Genomic DNA, 17,681 nt, shown 5'->3' with positions numbered 1-17,681 from the left:
TGGAAGGAGGCGCTGAACCAGTTCTCACTATTCTTCGAGGACCGGCTCAGCATCCGATAACCACAAAGGACTTACACAAGATCGCTTACACGCCCCAACGCCTGGCTCCACCTCGGAGACATCCTCACGGCCGCCGCAGACGGAACGGCGTGGCCCAAGCCACCCGGTTCGCGGTGACAGCTCCGGGCTTCGCCGAGAAACACTGGCCACATGGCAACCGAGCGTCGGTGACAGCGGGCGATGGGGGTGTGAGGAAGGCCTGGCTGGCGAGGCAGCTTCACCTCCGCCCTGCCGGGTCACGCGTAGGGGTCGCGCAGCGGCCGGGGCTCACGGACCCCGCGGGTGATCTCCTCGGGGAGGTCTGCGCCGGCGAGGTAGTAGCGGCCCTGGGCCTCGCCCTTCGCCGCTAGCCAGCCGGCGCGGACAAGTTCGCGGATGTCGCGTTGGGCCTGCTGCTCGCTGAGCTCGGCGTCGGCCTGGTAGGTGGCGCGGCGCAGGCGGTTGCCCATGGCCGTGGGGTAGAGGGCGTAGAGCATGCGGTCGGGCCAGCCGCGCTGCTCGACGGCTTCGTCGAGGGCGGTCCAGACGTCGCGGGTGGTGTTCACCTGGCGCTCGACGCTCTGGGCCTGCTGGTGGTGGGCGCGCAGGCAGAACCGGATCCAGGGCAGGGTCTCGCGGTCCGGAGTCCAGACGGGGCCGCCGACGTCGGCGAGGATGTCGTAGTAGCGGTAGGTGTTGCGGGCCCTGCCGAGCCATTCCTCGATGCTGGAGAACTCCGGCGCCATGATCCCTTCGCGGGCCAGGACCAGGGTGTGCAGGGCGCGGGACATCCGCCCATTGCCGTCCGACCACGGGTGGATCGCCACCAGGTTCAGGTGCGCCATCGAGGCCCGCACCAGTCCCGGAGCGTTCAGATCGCCCTCGTTCAGCCACTCGACCAGTTCGCCAGTCAGTTCTGCCAGCTGCTGGGCATCAGGGGCGGTGTAGGCGGCGATGGTCGGGTCTTCAGCGGAGGTGACGTACACCGGCCCGGTGCGCCACCAGCCGGGCCGTTTGATCAGGTGGTGGCCTTGCATCATGAAGTGCAGCGAGTTGAGCAGGCCCTTGCTGTAGGCGAAGTCGTCGCCCGCTTCAGCGAGGCGCTGGATGTAGGTCATCGCCTGCCGATAGCCCTCGATCTCGGCCGTGACGGTGTCGTTCGCATCGATCGGCGCTTCGCCGACCATGATGTCCTCGACGTCCGACACGCTCGCGGCGTAGCCCTCGATCGTGTTCGATCCGGCGATTGCCCGCGCCGTGAGGTTACGCCGCAGCTGCCCCTCCCAGCGACGTGAAGTGCGCAGATGGAGACGCAGCCGGTTGCGCATTTCGTCAATCTCCGCGAGGACGGACTGGTCGATGTCCTGCAGCAATGGCACAGCGTAGAGCATGAAGCAATGACACCATGACGGCATCAAACAAGCAAGCGGAACCGGCGCAACCATGGTGCATGAGTACCTCAATGCATCCCTAGGAATCAGTCGCCCCGGATCCGTTCAGCGAGATCACCACCGCCGACCTTCCGGCTCCGCCGAGCGCCCTGCGCTCGCAATACCGCACTTCACCGCTCACCAGCCCCCGCCCGCCGGCCGCCCAGGCCACCCCAGCCCAGACACAGGCCTGGGCCAGCTTCCTGGCAGGGGCTGTCCACAATGGGCTCGACCCGACACTGGTCACCCAATGGCTGACCATCCTGGCCGACGCCACCGGCAGCCCTGTCCTCCCGTCTCTGGCCTCCATGCCGTTGGGTGACTACGTCAACCTCCGCTTCCCGGTCATCCTGACCGGCCTGGAAACCACCACGCACGCCCCGTACCTCGCCGGCTGGCACCTGCGGATCGAGCCCGAGCTCGGGCGGCTCCCCCTCCGCCTGATCACCACCGCTCTCATCACTGCGGCAGTTTTCGGCTGGATCGCCGATGGCTGCAGCCGCTCCACGATCAAGAACACCCTCGCCATGCTCTCCCGCATCTTCGAGCAGGCCATCGTGGACGGCATCCTCGAACGCAACCCCGCCCACATCACCGGCTGGCAGCGCGAGTACCAGCAGGTCGAAGACGAACTGCGGGACCCCCGCTCCCTCGCCCTGCGCGACTGGGGCGCCCTCACCGAACTCGCCGATGCCCTGGTCGCAGCCTCATACAAGCGCTATCGCGGATGGGGTGATGTCGTCGTCCACAGCGCCTGCACCGCCACACGGATCGGCGAGGTCTCCGGAGTCCGGGCCCGCGACGTCGATACCGACAAGTGGCTCCTGACCTGCCGCCGACAGACCACCCCCGCTCCCGGCGGCCTGGTCGACAAGCACACCAAGGGTAGGGTCGCCCGCCTCATCCCGATCATCGAACCGTTGCGCCCACTCATCATCAGGCGGCTCCAAGCGACGCGAGGCGACCCGGACGCCCGCCTCTACACCGGCCCGCGCCGCGGCCGCATCAGCACCGCAGTCCTGCGCGACGCCACCCACTGGGACGACGTCACCCGGGACCTCGGCTATGAACACCTGCGTCGCCACGACCTGCGCCACACCGGCCTGACCTGGATGGCCGACGCCGGCATCCTTCCACACATCCTCAAGGAAATCGCAGGCCACTGGCTCATCACCACCACCCAGCGCTACTTCCACCCCGACGTGCTCCGGATCCTGGAAGCCGGCCGAGCCCTCACTCATCACCTCGAGAAACTCCAACGCGACGGCCAGATCACCCGCCGCTGGTAACACGCCGTAACTGCCATCGCCTCGAAATGGCCGCTGACAAGCCGCTCCGATGCTGCCCGAGTCACGCCACGGCAAGCAGCAGGCGCCAGAAAGGCCTTAGAAATGCCCCGATATGACCAGTTTGACCCACTTGACCCGCGACCGGCGCACTTGACCGAAGGTCAAGTGCGCCACCACACCTCGCTCCAGCAAAACGACAAGGAGGTCTCGCACTTCACCTTGAGATCGAAGAACAATCCGCGCACCAGCCACTGGAGCAACGAGTGCCGACGAACCTGCGGCCATACCTGGGGACCATTTTGGGACCCCGTGGGACCAAAAACGGGCCCCGAAAACCAGCAAGAGCGGGCACTTGGTTTCCCAAGTACCCGCTCTCACAAGCGACTTCACAGTCGGGACGACAGGATTTGAACCTGCGACCCCTTGACCCCCAGTCAAGTGCGCTACCAAGCTGCGCCACGTCCCGTGGTCTCGGTGCCTTCGGCGGGGCCTGGGGGGCTCTGCTGTGGGGCTTCTCGACCTTGTCGCCGTTGTCCCGGCGACGTGGAAAACAATACAGCACGTCGGGGGGTGCTCGCTGCCAGGTATGGCGGTGGTGTCAGGGGGTCGGGTGGCGGGCGTCGTAGCGGAGGAAGGCGGGGCGGCGGGCGGCGAGCAGGGCGATGGCGGCGACGCAGGCCAGGCCGCCGCTGATGACGGAGGTGGCGGGGTTGGTGAGGGAGGCGACGGTGCCGGACTCGAAGTCGCCGAGGCGGGGGCCGCCGGCGACGACCACGATGAAGATGCCCTGGAGGCGGCCGCGCATCTCGTCGGGGGCCGCGACCTGCATCATCGTGTTGCGGAAGATCATGCTGACGGTGTCGGCGCAGCCGGCCACGGCGAGCAGGAGGAGGCCGAGCCAGAGGTTGTGGATCAGGCCGAAGGCGGCGATGGCGAGGCCCCAGGCGGCGACGGCGGCGAGGACGGCCACGCCCTGGCGGTTGACCCGGCCGACCCAGCCGGAGAACAGGGCTCCGGCCAGGGCGCCCACCGCGGGGGCGGCGACCAGCAGGCCGACGGTGCGGGCGTCGCCGGCGTAGAAGGTGACCGCGATGGCGGGGAAGAGGGCTCGCGGCATACCGAAGATCATCGCGGCCAGGTCGGCCAGGAAGCTGGTGCGCAGGTTCGGCTGCTCCCGCAGGAAGCGCAGGCCGTCGAGGACGGAGGCGCGGCCGCGGCGGTCGCCGAGCGGGCGCATGGCGGGCAGGCGCCACATCGCGTACAGGGTGGCGGCGAAGGCCACGGTGTCGACCAGGTAGGCGGCCTGGGTGCCCCAGGCGCCGATGAGGACGCCGCCGAGCATGGGGCCGACGGTGAGGCCGAGGTTCATGCTGACGGTGTTCAGGGCGTTGGCGGCGGGGAGTTGGTGGCTCGGGACGAGGCGGGGGATCATCGCCGACCGGGCGGGCGAGCTCAGCGCGAAGAAGCCCGCCTGGACGGCGACGGCGGCGTAGAGCACGGCGACGAGGCCGAGCCCGGCGAAGGCCTGGGCGGCGAGGACGGCGGAGACCGCGGCGAGGCCGGCCGAGCCGATCAGGCCGAGCTTGCGCCGGTCCACGGTGTCGGCGATCGCGCCGCCGTAGAGGCCGAAGGCGACCAGCGGGAAGAGGGAGAAGAGCCCGACCAGGCCGGTGGCGAAGCTGGAGCCGGTCATGTCGTAGACCTGGACGGAGACGGCCACGGCGGTCATCTGCTGACCGATCGACGAGACCGCCTGCCCGAACCACACCCGCCGGTAGTCGACGTTGTCGCGCAGCGGGCTGAGATCGGCGAAGGCCTTGCGGTACCAGCGCGCGGACGAGGCGGGGAGCTCTGCCGAGGGGGCGGGGAGCTCTGCCGCGGCGGCGGGGGGTTCGACGGACGCGGCAGGGGGCTTCACGGCCGCCGCCGGGGAGAGGCCACCCTCGGGACCTCCTGGGGGCGCGGCCGACCCTGGGGTCGGGGGCACGACGGGTACCGGGGGCGCGGAGGCGGCCGCGGGCGGCGCGGCATCCGAATTGGCAGGATGATTGGTCGACACAGCCCCCCATATTCGACCTCCGCCCGTGCGCCCAGCCCACCGGGGTACCGGCCGAGCGGCCGCGGCCCCGCTGGGCTGGGCGGCCTCACCGGCCGGCCGCACCCCCCGCTGAGCCGCGGCAGCGACGGCGGTGGCGGCGGCTACCGGGTCAGGACCTGCTTCTCGCCCGCCTCGACCACGAAGTCCAGCCGGTTGCCCGGCGGCGGGAAGGGGCAGATGAAGTGGTCGGCGAAGGCGCACGGCGGCAGGTAGGCGCGGTTGAAGTCCAGCACCGTGCGGCCGTCCGCGTCGGGCTCGGGAAGGCTGATGAAGCGGAAGCGGTAGGTGTCCGCGCCGCTGCTCGCGTCCGCGATGACCCCGCTGAGTCCGCGGCCCGCGCTGCCGACCGTCAGGGTGCGGTGTTCGCCCGCCACGGTGAAGGAGATCCGGCCGGTGAGGGTCAGCGGGCGGTCCTTGCCGTCCGCGTTGGGGACGAGGACGGCCCGGGCCTCGCCCTCGAAGGGGGTGTAGAGCGCCGGCACGGCCCATTCCGGCGAGTAGGGGTACGCGGAGATGCCGGCGAAGGACTGCCGCCCGGGCGAGGCCGGGTCGAAGACCCGCAGGGCGAGTTCACCCTCGCGCTCGATCGGGACGAGCAGCACGTCCCCGACTGAGGCGGTGTCCGCGGCCGGGTCGGTGTCCGGGCGGAGCAGCACCTCGCCGTCGACCGGGGCGGACGCGCCCGCGACGGTGATGCCGTCGGACGCCGTCGCCCGGAGCCGGACGCCCTCCGCGTCGGCCCACCAGCGGCCGGGCACGCCGGGTATCCCGGCGGGGTCCGGCTCCAGCCAGTGCGTGCCGGTGAGCGCCAGCTGGCCGTGGCGGGCGCTCACCGCCGCAGCGCGGCCCTCGCTCCAGTGCTTCCAGTCCTCCGCGGCTGTCGCCGTCATCGGTGTGCCCTCCCAGTCGGTCCGGGCCCGCCGGACCGTCCGCCGGGCACCGGGCCCGGCGGACAGTCCGGCACCGCCCGTGCGGTGTCCGTCATCACGTCAACGCCGATCACCGGGGTGGATCATTCCCGGCAGGTCCGACGGGACGGACGGCGGGCCTCACCCGGGCGCCGAGGGGCGGGTCAGCCCTTCAGCGGCCGGAAGAGCCCCTCCTGCACCACGGACACGACCAGCTGCCCGTGGCGGTCGAAGATCTGCCCGCGCGCGAGACCGCGGGCGCCGTGGGCTATCGGGGACTCCTGCTGGTAGAGCAGCCAGTCGTCGGTCCGGAACGGTCTGTGGAACCACATCGCGTGGTCGAGCGAGGCCATGTCGAAGTGGCGCGTGCCCCAGAGCGGCTCGACGGGGGCGCGGACGGCGTCGAGCAGCGTCATGTCGCTCGCGTAGGTGAGCGCGCAGACGTGGATCAGCGGGTTGTCGGGCAGGGCGCCGTTGGTGCGCAGCCAGACACCGCTGCGGGCCTCGACGCCGGCCAGCTCCTCCTTGGTCCAGCGCAGCCGGTCGACGTAGCGGATGTCGAAGGGCTGGCGGCGGCTGATGAACGGGGGCAGCTCGCCGAGCCGGGACCCGACCTCCTCCAGCGCGCTCGGCAGGTCCTCGGGGGCGGCGACGGCGGGCATCGGGTACTGGTGCTCGATGCTGCCCTCCTCGGGGACGTGGAAGTCGGCGGTGAGGGCGAAGATCGAGCGGCCGCCCTGGATGGCGAGCACCCGGCGGGTGGTGAAGGAGCGGCCGTCCCGGATCCGGTCCACCTGGTAGACGATGGGCACGCCGGGCACACCGGGGCGCAGGAAGTAGGCGTGCAGCGAATGGACGGGGCGGTCGCCGTCCACCGTGCGCCCCGCCGCCACCAGCGCCTGGCCCGCGACCTGGCCGCCGAACGTCCGCTGCAGCGCCTCCTCCGGGCTGCGCCCGCGGAAGATGTTCAGTTCGATCTGCTCAAGGTCCAGCAGCTCGACGAGTTCGTCGACAGGGGTACCCATGCGTGCGCTTCCTCTCCGGGTGGCCGACCCGGACGGAGATGCCCGCCCGGCTGCCGACGCCCGTTCTATCGAATTCTCCCGCCCAGTCGAATCCTTCAGCGAGCCAGGGCATTCCCCTCGACCCCGCACCCCTCCACCGATTCACTCGAACGAGGACCCATCGCTTCCAACATGCCGGCGTAGGAGCTCCGCCAGGACACCGCGAGCACCGCAGACGGGACACCGCGAGCGCCGCAACCGGGCACCGCCAGCACCGCAACGGGACACCGCGAGCACCGCCCGGACGCCGAAGGCTCCGCACACGGACGACGGCAGCGCCGCCGTCACAGGCCCGACTGGCGGACGGTGATGTTGAGCCGGCCGGTCAGCCCGAGCGCCGGATCCGCCGTGCCGGGCAGCGTGCGCACCACCCCGTGGTACGCGAAGCGAGCCGGTCCGCCGAACACCAGCAGGTCACCGCTGCGCAGTTCCAGGTCGGTCCACGGCCGGGTGCGGGTGCGGGTGTTGCCGAGCCGGAAGAGGCAGGTGTCGCCGAGGGAGAGCGAGACCACGGGCGCGTCCGTGCGCTCGTCGCGGTCCTGGTGCAGCCCCATCTTCGCGCCGTGCGGGTAGTGGTTGACGATCGCGATGTCCGGTTCGTACCCGGCGGCGCCCGCGATCGCGTCGACGGCCTCGCCGTACGCCGCGTCGACCGCGTCGCGGGCGAGCCGGGCGAGCTCCGGCGGGAACGCCTTGACCGGTGCGCCGTCGGCCGCGACGCGACGGTAGCCGTAGGGGTACCAGTCCCAGCCCAGGGCGACCATGCGGACCGACATCATGCCGCCGGTCGGCATCCGGACGGCGTGCATCCCCGCCGGCGGCCGGGCCCACTCCCGGCACGCGGCGACCAGGCGGAGCTGGGCTTCGGCGTCGAGCCAGCCGGGGACGAGCACCGCGCCGGGCGCCGGTTCGGACCGCCCGGGCACGGAAGCCCCGTCAGCGCCCGACCCGGCACCGGCCCCGAGGTCACGACCGACACCGGACTCCGGGTCGCGACCGGAGCCCGTACCGAACAGTTCGCCCTGGATCACGCCACCATCCTCCCGCACCCACCGGGCGGCCGGCAGGGCGAGCGGGCGCAGGACCCGATCAGCCGCGGTCGGACCCTCCACTGATCATCCCGATCTCCCGGGCACAGGCCGGCCACGCCTCCCACCCCTGCAGATGGAGGATCTCCTCCGCCACGGTGGTCTGCTGGCGCCGACTCGCCCGGTCGGGGCGGTCGGCGAAACGCAGGCCGCCAGCCTCCTCCCAGGTCGGCGGCCAGATCTGCAGGCCGCCGAAGTAGCCGTTGCCGGTGGCGGCCCGCCAGTCGCCGCCGCTCTCGCACTCGGCGAGCTCGTCCCAGATCATGTCCGCCACCGTCGAAGCGGCCCGGGCCCGGCCGGCCGGGAGCGGCACCACGGCCGGCAGGAGCACGAGGGCGAGCGCGACGGCGAGGACGAGGGCGACGAGGGGCGCGGGGACGACGCCGGCAGCCGAGGACCGCACCGGGCGACCGGTCGGTACGAACGATTCACGGCTGATCCTATGAACGCTGAGAAGGCACAGCAGCCGACCCTAAGCGCACCTCTCGCCGGCCCGTCCCGACACGCCGGACACGCCGACGGCCGCTCCCCCGCACAGCGGAGAAGCGGCCGTTCGAACAGCATGTCCGGAGTACGGCGGCCACCTGGAACAGGCGGCCCGACCGAACCGGCGCCCCCGGTCGCACCGGAAGGCATGACGGACCAGAGGGACCCTCACGGACCCGGGAGGTCCGTCGACCCCGAGGGATCACACCGTCCCCGAGGAATCAGACAGTCCCCGAAGGATCAGACGGTCAGGGTCTGGCCCGGGAAGATCAGGTCGGGGTTGCCGCCGATGACCTTGGCGTTGGCGTTGTACAGCTCGTGCCAGTCGGTGCCCTGGGCAGCGGCGATGATGCTGAGGGTGTCACCGGCCTTCACGGTGTAGTTGCCGCCGGTGACCGGCTTGGCGTCGTTCGAGGCCGGAGCGGCGGGCTTCGCGGGCTTGGCCGGCTTCTCGGCCTTCCAGGAGGCGGCGGCGTCCGAGGACTTCGGCGCGGCCTTGGGGGCCTCGGCAGCCTTGGGCGCGGCCTTGGGGGCCTCGACGGTCTTCGGCGCGGCCTTGGGGGCCTCGGCGGCCTTCGGCGCAGCGGTGGCGGCCGGGGCGGCCGGCTTGGCGGCGACGGAGGTGTCGACGGCGGCCGGGGTGCCGCCCTTGGTCAGACCGGCCTTGACGGAGCAGACGGGCCAGGCGCCCGGGCCCTGCGAGGCGAGCACCTTCTCGGCGACGGAGATCTGCTGCGCCTTGGTGGCCAGGTTGGCCTGCGCGGCGTAGGCGGTGCCACCGAAGGCGGCCCAGGTGCTGGAGGTGAACTGCAGGCCGCCGTAGAAGCCGTTGCCGGTGTTGATGGCCCAGTTGCCGCCGCTCTCGCACTGGGCAACCGCGTCCCAGGTCGAGACGGAGGCGGCGGAGGCCGAGTTGGCCGTGACGAGGCCGGCCACCGGGAGGGCCGCGACAGCGGCACCCGCGACAACAGCCATCCGAACGCGGTTGCGCTTGGTGACGGTGGAGGTGGTGGCAGCGGCGGTCTCGTTACGGAAGGTCATGAGGTTCCTCTCGACAGCCCCGGGCGGGCATGCGGAACCAGACCCTCGAAGGAGTCGAATCGCTCGCCGCGTCCATCGGGCGGCCGGGCACGTGTCGGACGTGCCGCGCCGCCCCGGCCACCCACCACGCACCGGCGACCAGATCGAGCGGTCGCATCGGTGGGCACGGCCCGCGCCGGGGTGAGCCGGTGGGCTGTGCGTCGGAGGTGAACCCGGGTGGTGCTCGTTGCACCGCCAATGAAGCTACGAGTCAGGTCGCCGCGGAACCAAACAACCGACGGTCTGCCCAGCTCAGCAAGGCGTTACCGGCGGTAATGACCATGCAAGCATGTCCAAAATGTCCGATATAACCGTCATTTCCTAGATCAAACATTGCCCGGCCGTGACCCACCTCACGGTTTCATTCCGGCCTTCCTGTCGCCGACATCGACAGATTGTGAGCATCCGACCACGACACGCGGTCGGATCTGGGGCAATTCCCGTCACCCTCGGTGTCCACCCGTGACCCCTGCCACAGGGGTCCGTTGGTAAAGGCGGCCGGAAAGGCCCCTCGCCCCACCGCCCGTCCTGCCCTGTCCCAGCCCGGTCCTCCCCCCGACGACCACCCCCGACGACCACCCCCGACGACCGACCCCGGCCCGACCCGAGCGCCCACCCAGAGGCCCTCCACCCGATCCACCAGCTCTTCCAGCCCCACCAGCCCCACCAGCGCTACCCGCTCCACCTACTGCACCAGCCACACCCAGCCCCACCGCCCGCTCCCCTCCCCCGCCCGCGTCACCCCTGACAGCCGGCGAACCCGACAACCGAGGAGTCCCAGTGCCGCGCATGCTCGCCGTCAGCGACGAGGTCCGATCCGAGATCGGCGACGACGAGGCAGACCGCCTGCTCGGCGGCGCCCACACGCCCGACAGCTACGAGTGCACGTCCTGCCGCACCCCCGGTGACTCGCTCCAGGAGCCCACCAGCACGGTGCTGTTCGTCGGCGAGGAGACGGCGGTGCTCGCCTTCGCCCATGCCCGCTGCATCCCCTCCCAGGTGGTGCCGGTCTCCGAGGAGCAGCTGGTGGGCGCGGTGCGCAGCATCAGCCAGGCGCAGACCGAGGCGCCCGCCGTCCCGGGCCCCGCGATCCCGGGACCCGCCGTCCCGAACCCGGCCCAGTCCGCCGGCGCCCAGGCCACCGGCGCCCCGTCCGCCGGCGCCCCGTCCGCCGGCGCCCAGGCCACCGCGCCCGGCCAGGCCGCCATCCTCGGCATCACCTGCGGGCTGGTCCTGCACGGCGACACCGGTCACGCCGCCGTCGTCGTCGAGCCCACCGGACCGGTCGGCCGGCCGGGCAACACCTCGGGCACCGACGAGTTCCTGGACCTCCTCCAGGACGCCGGCTTCCAGCCCGTCACCGACCTCGACAAGACGCCGGACCAACTGGCCGGCTGGTCCGTCCTGGTGGCGATGGGCAAGCTGCACGCGATCCTGCAGCCCGCGGCCGCCGGGGGCAGCACCGGCTGGTGGCAGGCCCACCAGCCGCTCCAGGTCACCGACGCCTGGAGGTTCGCCGCCAACCAGCTCACGGAGGTGACCATGTACGCGGTTCCGGCGGGCATGGTGGGCCGGCAGCCGCGCGAGGACCTGCTGCGCCAGGCGCTGGAGCGTGCCGTCGCCCTGGGTCAGGTGGTCGGCGCCTCCCTCCCGCTCGCGGGCACCTGAGCCTCCCTGACACCCCGGCACGCCTCGTCCCGCCCCGGCCGGAAACCCGCACCCGCCGGAAACCCCGGCCGGAAGCCCGCCCCCGGCCGGAAGGCCCGCCACGGACCGGTCCGCACCCCGACCGGCATAGGCCAACCTTCCGGCCGGGGCCGGACACCCCGCATCCCCCGGGGGACTCGCTCGTTGGCCCCTGTGTGTACAGCTACGACGTCTCCGCATCCCACCGCCGGTCCACCACCGCCCCCCGAGTGATCCCGGGCATGCGCCCGTCGTTCGACGCTGAGCACCCGCACTCGGCCACGCCGATCTACGACGAGCTGTACTCCGAGTACCGGCGGCTGTTCCGCGCGCTGCCCGGCGACCGCTCGGGCGAGGAGAACCTGAGGTTCGCGGGCTTCGCCGTCCGCGACGGCTACCCAGTGCTCGCCGAGCCCCGCCCGTACCCGCCGCAGCACCAGGCGTTCCAGACGTACGCGGGCCAGGCCGCCGGCCTCCCCCAGTTCATGCCGAACCAGCAGAACGGCCAGGGCCACACCGGGCACCACACCGGTAGCACCCACAGCACCGGCACCCACAGCAGCGGCACCCACACCACCCACGCCCACCACACCGCGAGCCAGCACACCGGCACACACCACACCGGGGCCCCGCACACTCCCGCGGACCCCACCAGCGACGGGCTCGGCCAGGTCGGCCAACCCGCCCAGCCCGCTGCCCAGTTCGCCAACGGCCAGGGCTGGGTCGCGGCCGGCTACCTGGGGCCCGTGCCGCACCCGATGCCCGCCCCGGCACCGGCACCGGCGCCGGTGATGAGCAACGGCAGCGGCCCCACCGCCGGTGCGGCCACCGGCGGACGCCACCGCAACCTGCTCTCGCTCCCCCCGGGCCGCAGCAGCGACCAGCACTGACCCGGCCCACGCACCGGGCCCGCACCCGCCGGGGCACCCGCCCCCGCACCCGCCCGCGCGCACGCAGGAGGGCCCCCGCCGTCGAAACGGCGGGGGCCCTCCTGTCCAAGCGTCGGTCGACCCCCCGGCCGACAGACCACCGGACCGGCCCGGCCGGGCCGCCACCAGGGCGCGGCGGCCGACCGGGCGCGGCGGCGGCGACTACTTGCGCTTGCGCTTCTCCCGCACCCGCACCGAGATCGAGATCGGCGTGCCCACGAAGCCGAACTCCTCACGCAGCCGGCGCTCGACGAAGCGGCGGTACCCGGCCTCCAGGAAGCCCGAGGCGAACAGCACGAAGCGCGGCGGGCGGGTACCCGCCTGGGTGCCGAACAGGATGCGCGGCTGCTTGCCACCGCGGATCGGGTGCGGGTGCGCCGCGACCAGCTCGCCGAGGAAGGCGTTCAGGCGCGCGGTCGGGATGCGCGTCTCCCACCCGGCGAGGGCGGTCTCGATGGCCGGGACGAGCTTCTCCATGTGCCGGCCGGTCTTCGCCGAGACGTTGACCCGGGGCGCCCACTGCACCTGGACGAGATCGCGCTCGATCTCGCGCTCCAGGTAGAAGCGGCGCTCCTCGTCGAGCTGGTCCCACTTGTTGTAGGCGATGACGACGGCGCGCCCGGCCTCGACGGCCATCGAGATGATCCGGGTGTCCTGCTCGGCCAGGGTCTCGCTGGCGTCGACCAGCACGACCGCGACCTCGGCCTTCTCCAGGGCGGCGGAGGTGCGCAGCGAGGCGTAGAAGTCCGCGCCGGCGGTCAGGTGGACCCGGCGGCGGATACCGGCGGTGTCGACGAACTTCCAGGTCTTGCCGCCCAGTTCGATCATCTCGTCGACCGGGTCACGGGTGGTGCCGGCCAGCTCGTTGACGACCACCCGCTCCTCGCCGGCGACCTTGTTGAGCAGGCTGGACTTGCCGACGTTGGGCCGGCCGATCAGCGCGACCCGGCGCGGGCCGCCGGCGGCGACGCCGAAGGTCTGCGGCGGGGCCTCGGGCAGGGCGGCCATGACGGCGTCGAGCAGGTCACCGGAGCCGCGGCCGTGCAGGGCGGAGACGGGGAAGGGCTCGCCGAGGCCGAGCGACCACAGGTACGCGGCCTCCGCCTCGGTGGACTGGCCGTCGACCTTGTTCGCGCAGAGCACGGTCGGCTTGCCGGCCCGGCGAATGATCTTGATCAGGGCTTCGTCGGTGTCGGTGGCACCGACAGTGGCGTCGACCACGAACAGCACCGCGTCGGCGGTCTCGATGCCCAGCTCGGCCTGCGCCGCCACCATGGCGTCGATGCCGAGGACGTCGATCTCCCAGCCGCCGGTGTCGACGACCTTGAAGCGGCGGCCGTTCCAGGTGGCCTCGTAGCTGACCCGGTCGCGGGTGACGCCCGGCTTGTCCTCGACGACGGCCTCGCGGCGGCCGATGATGCGGTTCACCAGGGTCGACTTGCCGACATTCGGGCGTCCGACGACGGCCAGCACGGGCAGCGGCGCGTGGTCGGCGCCCCCGAGCCCGTCGACGTCCTCGGGGTCGAACCCCTCCTCGGCGGCGAGCGCCATGAATTCGGCGTACTCGGCGGCGTCCAGCTCACCGTGCTCGGTGGCGGAGTGCTCTGCGGTCATGTTCGTGTTTTCCGTTTCCCGGCGCGGCCCTTCCCAGGGGCGTGCCGTGCGTACCTGCCCCGGTCGGGGCAGCGCGAGTACTTCGAGAAAGTCGCCCCGCGGGCGCTTCCGTACTTCCAGGGAGGCGCCCCGCGGGCGCTCCCGAACAGCGGGCCGCGACCGGCGAAGGCCGCGGACGGTGTGCCCCGGGCGGTGGGCCCGGAGTGAGGGGTCCCGGACGGCGCGGGGGATGGGACCCCCGGGCGGCGCCCGGTGGCGGCTCAGACCGCCGACAGCCCGGCCCGCTCCTCCACCAGCATGATTATCGCGCCGATGACCTGCTCCAGGCTGAGTTCGCTGGTGTCCACCAGGACGGCGTCGGCGGCCTGGGTCAGTGGAGCGGTCTCGCGCGAGGAGTCCGCCTTGTCCCGGCGGACCAGGTCGGCGGCCATCTCGGCGATGGTGGCCTCGTCGACGCCCTTGGCGCGCAGCTCGGCCGCCCGCCGCTCGGCCCGGGCCGCCACCGAGGCGGTCAGGAAGATCTTGACGGTGGCGTCCGGGAACACCACGCTGCCCATGTCCCGGCCCTCGGCGACGATGCCGCGCTCGGCGACCTCGGCGCAGCCGCGCTGCAGCTCCACCAGGCGGGTCCGCACGGCGGGCACCGCGGCGACGGCGCTGACCTGCGCGGTCACCTCGGGCCCCCGGATCGGACCGGACACGTCCTGGCCGTCCACCGTGATGGTCGGGCCGGCCGCGTCGGTGCCGGAGACGATCACCGGCTTGCCGCAGGCCACGGTCACGGCCTCCGGGTCGTCGATGTCCACGTCGTTGGCCAGCATCCACCAGGTCAGCGCCCGGTACATGGCGCCGGTGTCCAGGAAGCTCAGCCCCAGCCGGGCGGCGACCGCCCGGGAGACGGTCGACTTGCCGGAGCCGGAGGGTCCGTCGATGGCGACGACGACCGGGGCGTGCGCTCGGTCGGCAGTGTCCACGGGGCGAACCTCTCTCTGGGCCTGAGCCCGAACCTGAATCCTGTACGGCGCGAGCCGCACAGCCTGAAACCGGGGGATGTCTCCCTCCAGGTTAATGGACCGGCGCCAGACCCCGCCCCGGTGCTCCGTGCCACCGGCACCGGCCCCGTACCGCCACCCCCGCACCGGCCCGCGCCCCGGCCCCTGATCCGGCCCCCGAACCGGCAGGCACCCCTACCGGCCGCGCTCCGACCCCTCGGGTACCGGCCCTCAGTCCCGGACGCTCCAGCCGCTCGCCCGGAGCGCCACGGTGAGCGGCGTCACCGCGCCCGGCGCGACCGACAGCTGGACGAAGCCCACCTGCTGCCCCGACGAGTGCTCGATGACGACGTCCTCGATGTTGACCCCGGCGGCGCCGACCTCGCCGAAGAGCCGGCCCAGCTCGCCGGGCTGGTCGCCGAGGACCACCGCCACCGTCTCGTACCGGGTCGGCGGCGCACCGTGCTTGCCGGGGATCCGCGACTGGCCGGCGTTGCCCCGGCGCATCACGGTCTCGATCCCGGCCGCGCCCGCTCGGCGCTCGCCCTCCTCGGTCGCCTGCAGCGAGCGCAGGGCGGCGACGGTCTCGCCGAGGTCGACGGCGACCTCCTCCAGGATGTCGGCGACCGCGCCGGCGTTGGCGGAGAGGATGTCCACCCACATGCCCGGGTTGGAGGCCGCGATCCTGGTGACGTCCCGAACACCCTGGCCGGAGAGCCTTATGGCCGTCTCGTCGGCCTTCTCCAGCCGGGCCGCGACCAGCGAGGAGACCAGCTGCGGGGCGTGCGAGACCAGGGCGACGGCCCGGTCGTGCGCGGCGGCGTCCATCACGATCGGCATCGCGCCGCAGAGGGCGACCAGCTCCAGGACGGCGTTGAGCGTCTCGGTGTCGGTGTCGGCGGTGGGGGTGAGCACCCAGGGCCGGCCCTCGAACAGGTCGGCGCGTGCGGCCAGCGGGCCCGAGCGCTCGCGGCCGGCCATCGGGTGGCTGCCGATGTAGTGGACGGTGTCGCAGCCCAGCGCGGCCACCTCGGCCCTGGGCCCGTCCTTGACGCTGGCCACGTCGGTGTACCAGCGCGCCAGTCCGCGCCGCTGGCAGTCGGCGAGCACCTTGCCGACCAGGGCGGGCGGCACCGCGATGATCGCGAGGTCCACCGGACCGTCGGCCGGCTCGGTGGTGCCGGCGCCGAGCGACGCGGCGGTACGGGCCGCGTCCGGGTCGGCGTCCTCCAGATGAACGGTCAGCCCGCGTCCGGTCAGGGCGAGGGCGGCGGAGGTGCCGATGAGTCCGGTACCGACGACGGCGGCAGTGCGCATGGCGGGGTGGCTCTCCTCAAGGGGCTGGCCTGGACGTGCCCGCCCATCCTCTCGCATCCCCACCACCCCCGCGGCCACAGTCCACCCCCGCCGACCGCAACCGCGCGGCCACCGGCTCCGTCCCCCCTGACGCGACACCACGCGCACCACATCGCACGCGCACCGCACCGCGGACACGACGCACCGCGACCACAGGACACCGCACCACGCACCGCACCGCACCGCACACACACGCACCGCACACGCGCGGACACACACCGCCGCACACGCACGCCGCACACGCCGAGCACGGGCGAAATCCGAGGACGCCCGCGCCGATGCGAGGCAGACTGACCGCCCAGGGGGCGGCAGCGTGCCGTCGGCGCGAGCGGCGCGAACGAAGGGGTAGGCCGGGTGGACGACCAGCACAGGGCAGACGACGAACAGCAGTCCGACCGAACCGCGGTACCGGCCCATCCGTCGGAGCTCGACTCCGTCGTGGTCCACGCCGTCGGCGCGGTCTGCCGCCGGCGCGCCCGGGTGGCCCTGCCGCCCGGCGGGCGACTGCGGCTGACCGGGCTGCCGCAGGTGCTCGACGGGCGGTCGCTGCGGGCCCGGGTGCTCTCCGGCCCGCCCGGCACCGCCGTCACCGAGGCCCGCCTCGAACCGGTCGCCGAACTCCGCTCCCCCGACGACCTCCCCGAGCTCCACAGCCGGTTGAAGGCCGCCCGGGAACACGAGTCCGCCGTCCGCGAGCGGCAGCGCCTGGTCCTCGACACCATCGCGGAGACGACCGCGCTGCGCGCCGTCCCGCCGGCCCGCCGCCGGGACGAACCGCTCCGCCGCACGCCCGCCGACGCCTGGCTGGAGCTGGCCGAGTTCGTCGACGAGCGGCTCACCCGGCTCCACCTCCGCGCCGACGAGCTGGCCGAGGAGCTCGAACGGGCCGAGCACGCGACCGAGACGCTGGCCGACCGGCTGGCGCGTTCGTCCACCGCCGGACCGGCCCGGCCGGTGGAGACCTCCGCGACCGTCCTGCTCACCCTCACCGCTCCCACGCCCTCGAACTCCCGGCCCGAGGGCAACGCACCCGCCCCCGAGATCGACATCGAACTCGAATACGGCGTCCCCGCCGCCCGCTGGGTGCCCGCCTACCGGCTCTCCTACCAGCAGGGCTCGGACACCGGCCGGCTGGTCCTGCGCGCCTCCGTCGCCCAGCGGACCGGCGAGGACTGGACCGGCGTCCGCCTCGCCCTCTCCACCGCCGACCTGGAGCGGCGCACCGACCTGCCGAAGCTGCGCTCGCTGCGGATCGGCCGCAGCCAGCCCGCCCCGCCGCCCTCCGGCTGGCGCGAGCCCCCGGCCGGGCTGAGCGACCTCTTCACCGGCTACGACGCGGTGGGCCCCCGCCCCGAGCCCCGCCGGAGCGCACCGGCCCTCGTCGGGGCCGCCGCCCCGCTCCCGCGCCCCGTACCGCCCCCCGCTCCCATGGCACCGGGCGGCGCACCCCTGGCGGGCGGCACCCGCGGCGGCGTCCAGGCCTTCGAGGCGCCCGCCCCGTCCCTCGGCTTCGCCGGCTACGGCGGGCCGCCGCCCCCGCAGCCCGGTGCCCCGCTGCCCCCGCCGGCGGCCGCCGCGGCCCCGGCGCCGCTCGCCCGCCGGGACCGCTCCGCCCGCCGCTC

General features: G+C 73.2%; 14 protein-coding genes and 1 tRNA gene. 4 read left to right on the top strand and 11 right to left on the bottom strand.

Annotation, left to right across the window (positions count from 1 at the left end):
• Positions 1 to 296: 296 nt before the first annotated feature.
• Entirely contained in the window at positions 297 to 1,418 is a 1,122-nt protein-coding gene (locus tag ABT263_RS36600; protein ID WP_352297685.1) for a Fic family protein, read from the bottom strand.
• 365 nt (positions 1,419 to 1,783) lie between these two features.
• On the opposite strand from ABT263_RS36600, the gene ABT263_RS36595 reads away from it, so the two are divergent.
• On the top strand, positions 1,784 to 2,758 hold the full coding sequence (locus ABT263_RS36595) for a tyrosine-type recombinase/integrase (RefSeq protein WP_352297682.1): 975 nt from the start codon (positions 1,784 to 1,786) through the stop codon (positions 2,756 to 2,758).
• A 392-nt stretch (positions 2,759 to 3,150) separates the two neighbouring features.
• Here ABT263_RS36595 and ABT263_RS36590 read toward each other — a convergent pair.
• The 7 genes from ABT263_RS36590 to ABT263_RS36560 form a co-directional block, all read right to left on the bottom strand.
• Positions 3,151 to 3,224: transfer RNA gene (locus ABT263_RS36590), tRNA-Pro, on the bottom strand.
• Positions 3,225 to 3,356: 132 nt separating this feature from the next.
• Positions 3,357 to 4,676 (bottom strand): MFS transporter, encoded by a 1,320-nt coding sequence (locus ABT263_RS36585; protein WP_352297679.1) that lies wholly within the window; start codon positions 4,674 to 4,676, stop codon positions 3,357 to 3,359.
• Positions 4,677 to 4,957: 281 nt separating this feature from the next.
• Positions 4,958 to 5,746 (bottom strand): DUF1684 domain-containing protein, encoded by a 789-nt coding sequence (locus tag ABT263_RS36580; protein ID WP_352297676.1) that lies wholly within the window; start codon positions 5,744 to 5,746, stop codon positions 4,958 to 4,960.
• Between the two features lie 182 nt (positions 5,747 to 5,928).
• Entirely contained in the window at positions 5,929 to 6,789 is an 861-nt protein-coding gene (locus tag ABT263_RS36575; protein ID WP_352297673.1) for an acyl-CoA thioesterase, read from the bottom strand.
• Between the two features lie 323 nt (positions 6,790 to 7,112).
• Complete coding sequence (locus tag ABT263_RS36570) at positions 7,113 to 7,754, bottom strand: alpha-ketoglutarate-dependent dioxygenase AlkB family protein (RefSeq protein ID WP_352297671.1); 642 nt, start codon at positions 7,752 to 7,754, stop codon at positions 7,113 to 7,115.
• A 163-nt stretch (positions 7,755 to 7,917) separates the two neighbouring features.
• A complete protein-coding gene (locus ABT263_RS36565; protein ID WP_352297669.1) occupies positions 7,918 to 8,319 on the bottom strand; it encodes a transglycosylase family protein in 402 nt (133 codons plus the stop codon).
• 323 nt (positions 8,320 to 8,642) lie between these two features.
• Complete coding sequence (locus ABT263_RS36560; protein ID WP_352297667.1) at positions 8,643 to 9,443, bottom strand: transglycosylase family protein; 801 nt, start codon at positions 9,441 to 9,443, stop codon at positions 8,643 to 8,645.
• Between the two features lie 819 nt (positions 9,444 to 10,262).
• Here ABT263_RS36560 and ABT263_RS36555 point away from each other — a divergent pair.
• Both ABT263_RS36555 and ABT263_RS36550 read left to right on the top strand, forming a co-directional pair.
• The gene (locus tag ABT263_RS36555; RefSeq protein WP_352297664.1) at positions 10,263 to 11,150 is read left to right on the top strand and encodes a DUF8842 C-terminal domain-containing protein; all 888 of its coding nucleotides are present in this window, start codon (positions 10,263 to 10,265) and stop codon (positions 11,148 to 11,150) included.
• A 260-nt stretch (positions 11,151 to 11,410) separates the two neighbouring features.
• On the top strand, positions 11,411 to 12,058 hold the full coding sequence (locus tag ABT263_RS36550) for a hypothetical protein (protein ID WP_352297688.1): 648 nt from the start codon (positions 11,411 to 11,413) through the stop codon (positions 12,056 to 12,058).
• 201 nt (positions 12,059 to 12,259) lie between these two features.
• Here ABT263_RS36550 and der read toward each other — a convergent pair whose 3' ends face one another.
• From der to ABT263_RS36535, 3 genes are all read right to left on the bottom strand, one after another.
• Positions 12,260 to 13,711 carry a ribosome biogenesis GTPase Der gene (der, locus tag ABT263_RS36545; RefSeq protein WP_329490181.1) on the bottom strand — a complete coding sequence of 484 codons (1,452 nt, stop codon included), beginning with the start codon at positions 13,709 to 13,711 and terminating at the stop codon, positions 12,260 to 12,262.
• 260 nt (positions 13,712 to 13,971) lie between these two features.
• Positions 13,972 to 14,685: a (d)CMP kinase gene (cmk, locus tag ABT263_RS36540; RefSeq protein ID WP_352297661.1), complete on the bottom strand. Its 714-nt coding sequence runs from the start codon at positions 14,683 to 14,685 to the stop codon at positions 13,972 to 13,974.
• Positions 14,686 to 14,934: 249 nt separating this feature from the next.
• Complete coding sequence (locus ABT263_RS36535; RefSeq protein ID WP_329490179.1) at positions 14,935 to 16,020, bottom strand: prephenate dehydrogenase; 1,086 nt, start codon at positions 16,018 to 16,020, stop codon at positions 14,935 to 14,937.
• Between the two features lie 393 nt (positions 16,021 to 16,413).
• On the opposite strand from ABT263_RS36535, the gene ABT263_RS36530 reads away from it, so the two are divergent.
• Positions 16,414 to 17,681 (top strand): DUF4139 domain-containing protein (locus ABT263_RS36530; protein ID WP_352297658.1); only part of this gene is annotated, 1,268 nt, incomplete at its 3' end.

Origin of the sequence: Kitasatospora sp. NPDC001603 (assembly GCF_040298365.1) — a bacterium.
Taxonomy (GTDB): domain Bacteria; phylum Actinomycetota; class Actinomycetes; order Streptomycetales; family Streptomycetaceae; genus Kitasatospora.
The sequence above is the reverse complement of the archived record's forward strand: the minus strand, read 5'-3'. Positions and strand labels throughout refer to the sequence as shown.

Excerpts from the sequence above, each read along its gene's own strand:
- ABT263_RS36580 (WP_352297676.1), bottom strand. The coding sequence starts at position 5,746 with ATGACGGCGACAGCCGCGGAGGACTGGAAGCACTGGAGCGAGGGCCGC.
- ABT263_RS36575 (WP_352297673.1), bottom strand. The coding sequence starts at position 6,789 with ATGGGTACCCCTGTCGACGAACTCGTCGAGCTGCTGGACCTTGAGCAG.
- ABT263_RS36560 (WP_352297667.1), bottom strand. The coding sequence starts at position 9,443 with ATGACCTTCCGTAACGAGACCGCCGCTGCCACCACCTCCACCGTCACC.
- ABT263_RS36550 (WP_352297688.1), top strand. The coding sequence starts at position 11,411 with ATGCGCCCGTCGTTCGACGCTGAGCACCCGCACTCGGCCACGCCGATC.
- der (WP_329490181.1), bottom strand. The coding sequence starts at position 13,711 with ATGACCGCAGAGCACTCCGCCACCGAGCACGGTGAGCTGGACGCCGCC.
- ABT263_RS36535 (WP_329490179.1), bottom strand. The coding sequence starts at position 16,020 with ATGCGCACTGCCGCCGTCGTCGGTACCGGACTCATCGGCACCTCCGCC.